A 10998-nucleotide genomic window follows, 5' to 3' on the forward strand; every position below is an offset into this window, starting at 1 on the left:
ACTGTCAATCAATCGTTTCCAAGCCGCCGAGGCCTCGCTGCTCTGCTGTATCGTCGCCATCGTCAGCCTCGAGCTTAATCCGGGTAAAGGCGCGGGTTCTGAGCCGCAGCGGGAGACGCACGATTTCCTTGACGAAGCGCCGGCCCTCGCCCGTCGGCAGGTCAGGGAGACGCTCGCCTATTTCGGAAAGGCCGCCCTCCAACGATGCTGATTCAGCCAGCGGTATAGCCTCTAAGAAGTGTGCAAACGGAACGTTCAGGCTGTTGGCTAACTCATAGAGGACAGAGGCAGTCATGCGGCACCCGCCGCTCTCGTATAGCTCGATCTCCTGATGGATCAAGCTAACCTTTTGACCGAGCTCCGTCTGGGACAGGTTTGAATGCATTCTGATGATCCGCAGTTTTTGACCCACATGGTGGTCAATCGGATGGGTCGATTGCGTGTCTGGAGCAGGACCCCTGAAGGACGAACGCCGTTCCGCACCGATACAAACTTTTGCCATTCGATCATGCATCGTTGATTGCTCTCACTTTAAAGAACGACATGATGGTCTCGCGTCGTCAGCAAGATAATAATTTTCGTATAGAATAGCCAGTTATTTTATCTACAACACAATGATCATGTGAGGCGATGACGCCACGTGATCTCCTCGCCTGGAATGTACGCAAGCTTCGTGTCCAGCGGGGCCTCTCGCAGGAGCGTCTTGCACTTGAAGCTGGGCTGGAACGCGTGTCGATTTCTCAACTCGAGCGTAAACGGGTAAATTTGGGGATAGATTCTTTAGGAAAGATCGCGAACGTGCTCGACTGTAAAGTCTGTGAGCTACTAATTGAGCCCGCAGATGGCGAGAAGGCACCCACCAATCTGCGCCGGGGGCGACGTCCGTAGCACTGCCACACCCGAGCTTGCGGTGTTAGCAAGGCGGCTGAGCTCCTTTTCATTCCCCTAACAATCTCGCTTTGATGCCAATCTGATACTCGCTCGCCTTTACAGGATCCGGAACCAACGACTCTGTTGTTACAAACAGCCCTCCTTCTCAATTGCTCAAGTAGCGGACATCGGCTTGGCCTGGATGGAATGACGGCTTTTGAACGCGCAGCTTTTTAGGCAGACCTTGGTTCGCCCCAGCTCAAACATTCCCCCAACCGGTCAGCTTTGCTATTTTATCAATCTCGGTAGGCGATCCCCCTCGGAAGCTGAGCGCCTGGTAGAACTGCGTAGTCCCGGTGAAGCCCGCTTCCTCCAAGCATGCCTCCTCTTCCTCGGGAGGCCGAACGCAAGCGCCTGCAAATGCCACGGCGTGTGCTGACGCGTTCTTTGAGTGGGATGTAGTGGAATACCACGAGGCAGACCGCGCCGTCGAACGGACCTTCGGGTGCAGCGCAGATGTCGCCCTGGTGAAGATCGATGCGGTGCGCGTCCGCAACCGTCGTTTGCCTCGCAAGCAAAAGCATGTCCGATGAAGGATTGACACCGTCGAAAGACCAACCTGGATGTTGTTCCGCCAGCGCCTTCAGTTCAAGGTCGCCACCTGCTCAGACGACAAGGACGCATGCATTTACTGGCACGTGTTCTGCGAGGAGCAGGCCCGTCATCCGATGGAGGCTGTCCAGACCAGGCACGTTACGTCTAGCGCCCTCGATATATCCGGCCTGTGGTCCCACGAACATACTCATGTGGGATAGTTCCGAACATCAATGACCGGTGGGCACTAACGCCTGCGAGGCTCCCATCACCGACAGCGAGCGCGACTGAGGCCATTAGGCGTGCAGAGTCTCCGCATGCGAAGACATCGGGCATGCTGGTTTGCTTCTGCGCATCAGTTTTAATGATGGAGCCAAGAGGCCCCTGTTCCATTTCGAGGCCGAGCTGCTGCGGGATCGACGTCGAGACTTCGAAAGGGGCAAGCGCGAACAAGCCAGAAAAGGGAAGGAGCCGGCCATCGACGAGCTGGACATCGGCGTGGCCTTTTATGGCCTCCACGGGCACACGCTCGATGACGACACCACGGGCTGCGAGCGCTCGAAGCTGGTCAGCATTCGGTTCAAAGGCTTGGTTGAGGAGGAACGTTGTCGGTCCCCAATCGGGAAGCATCAGCGCATGATGCATCGAAAGCTCAGAACCCGCGATGACGCCGATCTTGCCCTGGTCCAGTTCGTAACCATGGCAGTAGGGGCAGTGAAACACGCTTCTACCCCAACGTTCCTTCAGCCCTTCGATCTCAGGGAGGATATCGCGCACTCCCAGCGCCAGGATCAGGCGACGAGACAGGTAAGTGGCTTCTCCAAGCACGACTTCAAAGGTGGCGACCCCAGAAGACACCTCCACTTTTCGCTTTGCGGCGTCCGCACGACCCGAAACCCATTCCACCGTTCGGTACTCCGTCACCTGAGCGCGGGCCTCGGCCGCAATAGCGGCAGGATCGACGCCATCCTGCGTGATGAAACCATGCGAGTGCGAGGCGAACCGGTTACGCCTGAGACCTTCGTCGATAATGAGAACTTTCCGACGAGCGCGCCCAAGTTGAAGCGCCGCCGATAGCCCCGCGTAACTCCCGCCGATGATGATGACGTCGTAGGTCGTGTCGCTCATGAACATTCTCCTGTTTCTCGTAACAACGTAAGTGTCATGATGGAAGAATGTCAATACTCACGACACTCTGTTTGTGTCGAGACCTCCGATCGTGCTATTGCTGTGGGGGTGTCGGTTGAGGAAAGGAACACGAACTTGAGGCAAGACAGCCGGCTTTCGCGCATGTTGCACGTCCTGATCCACATGGGGCAGCACAATGGAGCGATGACATCCGAGATGATCGCGCAGATGCTCGACGCCAACCCTGTCGTGATCCGGCGCACCATGGCGGGGCTGCGCGACGAAGGCTATGTCAACTCAGTCAAGGGGCATGGAGGCGGCTGGACATTGGCCCGTCCTCTTAAGCAGCTTACGCTTCTCGACATCTACCGTGCAGTCGGAGAACCATCCATCTTCGCGGTTGGACCTGCCTACGACATGCCCGGGTGCCTGATCGAACAGGCGGTTAACGCGACGCTGAAGGAGGTCTTCAATGAGGCAGAGCAGCTCTTGTGGAAGCGGTTGGGAGGGATGACGCTTGCTGACGTTGTCAAGGGATCTCCGAACGTGTCGGGCGTACATGATGGCCACGAACGATGCGCATCTCGATGATCGCCCTTAGTTGCGGGGGCAGGATTTGAACCGGCGACCGTCGATTTTGCTTCGAAAAATTCGCTGTACTGTCCTTATCGGTACAAGCGAGCACCATGAGTAATGTGCCTTACCACGATCTTGTCATTTTCCCTGCCCGTGTGCCGTTTTTTATCCGACTCGTCACAACTATTACACTTCATGTGTATTAATAACTAGCGTGCCGGCGCGGCCGAAGGGCATCGAGTCGGCGCCAGAACCAATGGTGTTTGCATTCCTTGGACGACATCAACGCATGCATTGTGTCAGAAGAATCATTCAGTCCACGGAAAGCCACCGTCATGCCCAGCCAGACTGCCTCCTTCTCGCCCCGCCCCGCCGATATTTACGAGCTTCTGTCGCGCGCCAACCCGGACGTTCTTACCATTGCGCATCGTGGATTGTGGACGGCAGCGCCCGAAAACTCGCTGGCGGCAATCCGCGCTGCCGCGGAGCTGGGCGTCGAATTTGTCGAAATCGACACTCAAGCTACCGCCGATGGCACACTTGTCGTCATCCACGACAAAACGCTTGACCGCACCACATCGGGCAAGGGCGTCGTCGGCGCAACCGCCTTCGCGACGGTGCGCGATGCACGCCTTCGCGAAGGCGCAGGCGGCGAGACGGCGCCACTGACCGACGAGCGCATGCCGACACTGGAGGAAGCACTCGAGGAGGCGCGTGGGCGCGTCTTCGTCAATATCGACACGAAATTTCCACGCGAACTGCCGCTGGTGATTGCAACGGTCCGGCGGCTAGGTGCAGAAGGTCACGTCATCATCAAGTCCGATGTCGAGCCGGAGAGCGGCAACTTCCCGGTGCTCGATGCCGATTGGTTCGGCTCCGTCCCCTATATGCCGATGTTCCGCGCCAGGCCCGGCAAGTTCGCCGAGGATCTGAGGCTGATCGAGCCGCTGCGCGCGCCGATGGTCGAGGTGAAATTCACCGATATCGCCGATCTTGCGGCTGGCCGCGAGGAATTGGAGCGTCAAAATATCCGGATGTGGGTCAACACGCTCGACGTCGCCCATAATCTCGATTTCAACGACAGCCGCGCCGTCAAGGATCCGCAAAGTGTATGGGGCGCGCTTGTCGAGGCCGGCGTCGGCGCCATCCAGACGGATACCAATGTCGAGTTCAAGCAATGGCTGGCAGGCCGCCGCGCCAGATAACCGCCCGGTCACCTTGCCGCCAGATACAGACAAGCCCGGCCGATCGAGAGGGATCAGCCGGGCTTGCTGCGTCTTGGGAGACAGGCCTTAGCGAGCGTTGTACTTCGCGTCGACCTCGTTGATGGCATTGACGTTTCCGGCTGACCGTCCCTTCTCGTCGAAGGTCTGCGCCAGGAAGGCGTCGGCGATGGCCTTGGCCAGTTCAGTGCCGATGACGCGGGCGCCCATGGTGATGATCTGGGCGTTGTTCGACAGCGCAGCGCGTTCCGCCGAATAGGTATCGTGGGTCAGGGCCGCGCGGATGCCCGGCACCTTGTTGGCGGAAATGCTGACGCCGATGCCGGTGCCGCAGACGAGGATTGCCTTGTCGTAGGTGCCGTCGAGGACGCCGGAAGCGACGCGGTCGGCGAGATTGGCATAGAAGTCATCCGGGCCGTCCTGCGTGCGCGACACTTCGCTCACCTCGTAACGGTCCTTCAGATGATCGGCGAGAACCTTGGCGAGGCCCTCGCCGGCGCTGTCTCCAGCAATTGCAAGCTTCATTGTCGACTCCTTCAGAGTTTGGCGGCGCACTTGGCGAGGATGTCGAGATAGCCTTCGACGTTCCAGGCGGAGCGCCCGATGAAAAGCCCGTCTACGTTCGGGCAGGATATGAGTTCTTCACAATTTTGCGGATTGACCGATCCGCCGTAGAGGCATGGAATCTTTCGGCCGAGCACCTTTTGCGCGACGGCGATGATCTCGGCCTGGCGCGCATCGGCATAGGACGGCTCGGCGGGAATTCCCTTTTCGCCGATCGCCCAAACGGGCTCATAAGCCAGCAGAATCTGCGCCTGCTTCTGCGTGGCTGCAAGCTTCGAAAGTGCGCCGACCACCTGCTCGCTCAAGATCTCCGTCGCGCGACCGCTTTCGCGGTCGCTCAGCGTCTCGCCGATGCAGATGAGCGGGATCAGGCCGTGGCGAACGGCCGCCTCGGTCTTCAGGCCGACGGTCCCGTTGGTCTCGCCGAAGTGCTCGCGGCGTTCGGAATGACCGAGCTCGACGATGTCGAGATTGCAGTCCCTGAGCATCAGCGGCGAGATTTCGCCCGTCCAGGCACCCTGGTCGGCCCAATGCATGTTCTGGGCGCCGACCTTGACGGAGCTCTCCGACAGGATTGCCTTGACCTCGCGCACGGCAGTGAATGGCGGGATGACGAAGCGCTGGATGCGCGGATCTCTCAGCGCATCGGCGGCACGCAAGGCTTCGGCAAAGGCGCGCGCATCCGCCAGCGTCTTGTTCATTTTCCAACTCGTGCCGATCCAATAGCGAGGCGTATCTGTCATGTCATATCCTGGGTAGCAGCAATGGTGAGGGTGATGCCGTCTCGGCGGAACTGCTCGAGAATTGCGGCATCGGGAGTGCGATCGGTGATCACGGCGTCGAAATCGGCAAGATCGGCCATCACGTGCAGAGCCGTATGCCCCATGCGCTGATGGCTGACGAGTAGGCAGCTTTTGGCAGCCGAAGCGATCATGGCCCGTTTCGTGCGCACGACATTATCGTCCATGTGGTAGGCAAGCCTGCCTGATATGGCTGGAGTCGAAAGGAATGCGATGTCAGCTCTCAGCCGGGACAGCGCCTCCTCGGTGACAACGCCCAAAAAGGCGTTGAATTTCGCGGAATAGATGCCACCAAGCGCGATCAGCGTGATGCCGCTTTCGCTTTTCAGGCGGTCTATGATCGCGGCATTGTTGGTGATTAGCGTCAATGGCCGCTTCTGCAGCAGCATCTCGCCGAGGACGGCCGCCATCGATCCGTCATTGACCATAACGGTCATTCCGGGCTCGACCAGACCGAGCGCGCAGCGCGCCATGCTGAGCTTTTCTTCGTGCCCCTGGCGCTCGCGGAAACGGAAATCGCTTTCGAACTGGGTGCCGGCATCGATCGTGGCACCACCGCGAACCTTGCGCAGCACGCCTGACTGCTCGAGATCATCGAGATCGCGATGAATGGTCATCTTGGACACGGTAAAGCGATCAGCCAGATCGTCGAGATCGACGGTCTTTTGCTCGACGAGCAGATTGATGATCGATTGCTGACGCTCTTCCCGCTTCACCTTACACTCCGGCTTTCACTCGGATGGAACCAAACAGAATATAACATTAAAATCTAACAATTCAACATTCTTTATGTTATGTTGATGCGATCTTGTGTTTCGCTCGGCGTGAGCCAGGGCTAATCCTTCAATAGCGCCTGTGCTGTCCTCTCATCGGTGATCAGACCGAATAGACAGCGGCTCTTCAGAACTGCCCGGATGGCCTCGACTTTGGGCAGACCGCCCGAAAGCGCCACCAGCCGCTCTTTCTTCGAACGCGGCAGCGATGCCGACAGCGTGCGCGCCGTCAACGTCGTCTCGAGAATATTGCCGTCCGCATCAAAGAAGTGACCGAGAATTTCGCCGACACCGCCGGCAGCCGTGACCTCCTTGATCTCGTGCGGCTCCACCATGCCCGAGAGCACGAGTTGTGCATTGGTATCGACCGTGCCCAAGCCGACGAGCTTCAGCTCGGCGCCGTTTGCCAGGTCGAACACTTCCTTGACGCCGCGCTGGGCCAGCAGCACATCCCGATCCTCGCGCGTATTGGCGAAAAACGGCACCGGCATCACATGTGCCTGCATGCCGGTCTTTTCGGCGATGCGATGCATCACGTCATAGGGGTTGGCGGCATAGTTTCTGGTCAGTCCGCCGAGCAGCGAGACGAAGCGCAGATCCTTGGCGCTGACGCGAGACATGTGGTGAACCGCGGACGAGAGCGTGCGCCCATGGCCGAGGCCAATGACCTTGTTGTTGCCGCTCTCGATTTCACGACGCAGGAAGCCGGCGCCGGCCTGGCCCAGAGCGCGGAACGCGAATCCCTCCTCGCCGAGATCGGGGGTAACCTCACAATATTGCAGGCCAAAGCGTGCCGCGAGCTTCGTTTCAAGCTCCACACATTCGACGATGTCGCCATCGATCGTTACTTTCACCACGCCGTCGGCAACCGCCCGCGCGATCAGTCGATGCGCCTTGACCGAGGGCACGCCAAGGCGCTTGGCCACCTCGGACTGCGTCAATCCTCCGGCATAGTGCAACCAGGCCGCCCGCACGGCCAGCGAAGCGTCGGCATCCGTCATCGGCCGCTCCTCCCTACTTCATCACGCATATAGGTCCGCCTGTTCGTTTTCCGATCTCGATTTAACGCCTCTAACATCGCCTCGTGGCAGATTTGGCTGCAGAATCAAGATTCAGCTGTTTCCGCGGCTAGATATGCAAGTCGCCAACGCCCGTGTCGATATGAGGTGCCCAGAAGGCGACGCTTTCGGCAATCTGCGAGATAACCTGGCGATCGTTGGGCTCACGCTCCTTGAATGACAGCTCCAGGCAGATCTCGTTGTCCTTGGCACCACCTTCTGAAAAAGCCTCAAGCAAGGGCGCCGGCTGGATGCGGCCCTTGGCGTTGAACTCCGCAGTAAAGGGCCGGTGGCCGCCCTTGTCCATCAGGCTCTGCTTGATATGGATGATCGGAGAAACCTTGGGGATGGCGCGCGCCCAGGCATAGGGATCATAGTCGTCGGGATTGGCCGAGGTGACATCGCCATGATCGATATCGGCCATCATCCACATCGGCACGGCAAGCCGCGCCTTCGTCAAGCGGTCTTGCAGCGCAAGAGATGCCTCGATGGTCTCGCCGAATTCGCGGCCGATGCTCATCGGCTCCCAGAATACATAGGAAAGACCTGCCGCGCGGGCATGCTCCGCGACCTCACCCCAGCAATCGATCGCAATCTTGATCAGCTCCTCGCGCCGGACCGCATCGTCGTAGTCCTTATAGGAGAAGATAGCAAATTGCGTGCCGACGGAATGGCCGCCGAGATCGGCGGTGATGTCGGCAAAGGTCTTGAACCAATCGACATAATAGCGCCGGACATCCTTATCCGGATGGCCGAAATGGTTGAGGCGACCGTATGGGCCGGTCATGCCCGAGGTCACACGAACGCCGGTGCGCTTCAACGCGGCCTGCATATCGCGCGTCAGGCGGCGGATGACGGGGGCCTGCCAACTCGGATTGATGAACTCGTGCGTCAGCTGCAGATCGCGGATGCGCAGGTCGCGCGCGACCGTTTCGATCAGGTCAGCCGGCTCGGCGAAGCGGTTTACCAGCGGGTTGGTGTTGAGTGAAAGGGTCAAGGGCATGGATATCGGTTCCCGGCAGTGATCGAATGGTTCAGGCGGCCAGCGCCAGTTCGGCGTCGAACCAGGCGGAGAACGCCACCTTCTCTTCAGCCGTCATGCGCAGCCCTTCCTTGGTGCGGCGCATGAGCACATCTTCCGCCTTCTGCGCCCATTCCGACGCCGCCAGATAGCGGGCCTCGGCCTCATAGAGATTGCCGCCGAAATGGCGTCCGAGCCCGGCAAGAGACGTAGCACCCCCGACGATCTGCTTGGTCCGCGCACCATAGAGATGGCCGTAATGGTTCACGAGCGCGCGCGGCATCCAGGGATAGGCCGAACGCAGAGAATCGGCGAAAGCGACATAATCGGCATTCGGGATATCGCCGCCCGGAAGCTTGGCGTCACGCGTCCAGTCGCTGCCCATCTTGGGGAAGAACTTGGCAAGCTTCTGCATGGCGTGCTCCGAGAGCTTGCGGAACGTCGTGATCTTGCCGCCGAAAACGTTGAGAAGCGGCGCGCCGCCGGTCTCGTCGAGATCGAAGACATAGTCGCGTGTTACGGCCGAAGGATTGCCCTTGCCGTCGTCGAACAGCGGCCGGACGCCGGAGAAGCATTCGATCACATCGGAACGACGCAGCTTTTCCTTGAAGTAGCGGTTTACGGCGGCGATCAGATAGTCGATTTCCGTCTCATCGGCCTTCACCTCCTCCGGCTTGCCCTCGTAGGGGATGTCGGTCGTGCCGATCAGCGCCTTGTCGCCTTCGTAGGGGTTGATGAAGATCACACGCTTGTCGTGGTTCTGCACCAGATAGGCCTGCTGCCCGCTCCAGAACTTCGGAACGATGATATGGCTGCCCTTGACGAGGCGGACGCTGCGGCGGCTGTTGGAGCCGGCAACACGGTTGATGATGTCGTTGACCCATGGGCCTGATGCATTCACCAGAACCTTGGCGCGCACCGTGCGCACTTCGCCGGAGCGCTGGTCGCGCGTCTGGACAATCCAGCCACCCTTATCGCGCCGGGCGCTGATACAGGCCGTGCGCGTCAGGATCTGCGCGCCCTTGGAAGCTGCATCGAGCGCATTGAGGACGACAAGCCGCGCGTCATCAACCCAACAGTCGGAATATTCGAATCCCTTGGAATACTGGTCGAGGATAGGTGCGCCCTCGGGATCGCGATGCAGATCGAGCGAGCGCGTACCCGGCAACCTCTTGCGGCCACCGAGATGGTCGTAGAGGAAAAGACCGAGGCGAACGAGCCAGGCGGGACGATCCGTTGGGCTATGCGGCAGCACGAAGCGCATCGGCCAGATAATGTGGCTTGCCGAATTCAGGAGCACTTCGCGTTCGATCAGCGCTTCGCGCACCAGACGGAATTCGTAGTATTCGAGATAGCGCAGACCGCCATGCACCAGTTTGCCGGACCGCGAGGATGTTCCCTCCGCCAGATCGCCTTTCTCGCACATCATGACCGAGAGACCCCGGCCGGCTGCGTCGCGGGCAATGCCGGCACCATTGATGCCGCCGCCGATCACAAAGAGATCCAAGATTTCGGGTTCAGTCATGTCATGCTCCAATGAAAGAACACAAGGGGCAAAACACCAGCATTTGCAGGCTTTTCCTTGGGTTCATTTGTTATTTGACCGGCATTTTCGCCGATCGGCTAAAGGTCTATCTTCCGCAGGACAAAGATGTCCTTCGGTTCTCGAACCATGCTCCAATTCGTGATCCTGATGCCTCTCGGCTTCGGTCACAGAGTGGCGTTCGGCTCCCGGTTTCCCATTCTCCTTGAAGAGCGCAGCCCAGTCCTGCCGGGCTCGCTAGCACGACATCAGGACAACCGGGATATCGTCGACGCGCCTTCCGTGGTGCTGGTGCCGCGCGGCTCGTAAGCGCGCTGGTCACGCAGGATCTGGAAGGCGATCGTCAAAAGCTTGCGCGCAATCGCCACGCGCGCCTTGTTGGTTCCTTTGATCTTCAGGTGGTCGTATTGGGTTCGAAGCTGCGCATCTGTAGCGATGGCGGGAGAAACCGCTTCCACGAAGGCCCAGCGCAGCCACTTGTTGCCCTGCTTGATGATCTTGCCGTGGAAGGTCTTGCCGCCGCTCGAATAGGTCGACGGCACAAGCCCGGCATAGGCGGCAAGCTTCTTCGGGTTACGGAAGCGGGATATATCGTCAATCTCCGCGTCGATCAGCCGGGCGAAGAACTCGCCAATGCCGGGGATTGTCTTCAACACCTTCACATTGGCATTGGCCTTGGTCATCGTCCGGATCGTTGCGTCCGACTGCTTGATGCGCACGTCAATGTCGCCGATGAAGTCGAGGCCACGATCGATCTGGACGCGGTCGATCTCTGAGACGTTGACCTGCGCCAGCTGAATGCGGCCGGCCTTGCCGAACAGATCGCCGAGCTTCTTCAGCTGTGCCGT

General features: G+C 59.3%; 13 protein-coding genes. 3 read left to right on the plus strand and 10 right to left on the minus strand.

Features of this window, described 5'->3' with window-relative positions:
- Nucleotides 1-4: 4 nt before the first annotated feature.
- On the minus strand, nt 5-502 hold the full coding sequence (locus GA0061101_RS22790; RefSeq protein WP_245297546.1) for a helix-turn-helix domain-containing protein: 498 nt from the start codon (nt 500-502) through the stop codon (nt 5-7).
- Nucleotides 503-630: 128 nt separating this feature from the next.
- Between GA0061101_RS22790 and GA0061101_RS22795 the strand changes: the two genes are divergently transcribed.
- Nucleotides 631-888 (plus strand): helix-turn-helix domain-containing protein, encoded by a 258-nt coding sequence (locus GA0061101_RS22795; RefSeq protein WP_092575004.1) that lies wholly within the window; start codon nt 631-633, stop codon nt 886-888.
- A gap of 278 nt (nt 889-1166) precedes the next feature.
- Here the strand turns inward: GA0061101_RS22795 and GA0061101_RS40925 are convergent, their stop codons facing one another.
- The gene (locus tag GA0061101_RS40925) at nt 1167-1517 is read right to left on the minus strand and encodes a class I SAM-dependent methyltransferase (RefSeq protein ID WP_342587927.1); all 351 of its coding nucleotides are present in this window, start codon (nt 1515-1517) and stop codon (nt 1167-1169) included.
- Nucleotides 1518-1629: 112 nt separating this feature from the next.
- A complete protein-coding gene (locus GA0061101_RS22805; RefSeq protein WP_092575006.1) occupies nt 1630-2592 on the minus strand; it encodes an NAD(P)/FAD-dependent oxidoreductase in 963 nt (320 codons plus the stop codon).
- Between the two features lie 135 nt (nt 2593-2727).
- On the opposite strand from GA0061101_RS22805, the gene GA0061101_RS22810 reads away from it, so the two are divergent.
- Nucleotides 2728-3183 (plus strand): Rrf2 family transcriptional regulator, encoded by a 456-nt coding sequence (locus GA0061101_RS22810; RefSeq protein ID WP_092575034.1) that lies wholly within the window; start codon nt 2728-2730, stop codon nt 3181-3183.
- A gap of 320 nt (nt 3184-3503) precedes the next feature.
- A complete protein-coding gene (locus GA0061101_RS22815; RefSeq protein WP_092575007.1) occupies nt 3504-4373 on the plus strand; it encodes a glycerophosphodiester phosphodiesterase family protein in 870 nt (289 codons plus the stop codon).
- Between the two features lie 87 nt (nt 4374-4460).
- On the opposite strand, the gene derI is transcribed toward GA0061101_RS22815, so the two are convergent.
- The 7 genes from derI to GA0061101_RS22850 form a co-directional block, all read right to left on the minus strand.
- Nucleotides 4461-4916 carry a D-erythrulose-4-phosphate isomerase gene (derI, locus tag GA0061101_RS22820; protein WP_037199693.1) on the minus strand — a complete coding sequence of 152 codons (456 nt, stop codon included), beginning with the start codon at nt 4914-4916 and terminating at the stop codon, nt 4461-4463.
- Between the two features lie 11 nt (nt 4917-4927).
- Complete coding sequence (locus GA0061101_RS22825) at nt 4928-5698, minus strand: triose-phosphate isomerase (RefSeq protein WP_092575009.1); 771 nt, start codon at nt 5696-5698, stop codon at nt 4928-4930.
- The gene (locus tag GA0061101_RS22830) at nt 5695-6471 is read right to left on the minus strand and encodes a DeoR/GlpR family DNA-binding transcription regulator (protein WP_092575010.1); all 777 of its coding nucleotides are present in this window, start codon (nt 6469-6471) and stop codon (nt 5695-5697) included. Before GA0061101_RS22830 ends, GA0061101_RS22825 begins: the two co-directional genes overlap by 4 nt.
- A 119-nt stretch (nt 6472-6590) precedes the next feature.
- Entirely contained in the window at nt 6591-7529 is a 939-nt protein-coding gene (locus GA0061101_RS22835; RefSeq protein ID WP_092575011.1) for a sugar-binding transcriptional regulator, read from the minus strand.
- Between the two features lie 127 nt (nt 7530-7656).
- Nucleotides 7657-8589 carry a TIM barrel protein gene (locus tag GA0061101_RS22840; protein ID WP_092575013.1) on the minus strand — a complete coding sequence of 311 codons (933 nt, stop codon included), beginning with the start codon at nt 8587-8589 and terminating at the stop codon, nt 7657-7659.
- Nucleotides 8590-8620: 31 nt separating this feature from the next.
- Nucleotides 8621-10132, minus strand: coding sequence for a glycerol-3-phosphate dehydrogenase (locus tag GA0061101_RS22845; protein ID WP_092575014.1), 1512 nt, complete (start codon nt 10130-10132; stop codon nt 8621-8623).
- Between the two features lie 266 nt (nt 10133-10398).
- On the minus strand, nt 10399-10998 hold a 600-nt coding region (locus GA0061101_RS22850), incomplete at its 5' end, for a transposase (RefSeq protein ID WP_141694114.1).

It is taken from the genome of Martinezella lusitana (assembly GCF_900094565.1).
Lineage (GTDB): Bacteria > Pseudomonadota > Alphaproteobacteria > Rhizobiales > Rhizobiaceae > Rhizobium > Rhizobium lusitanum.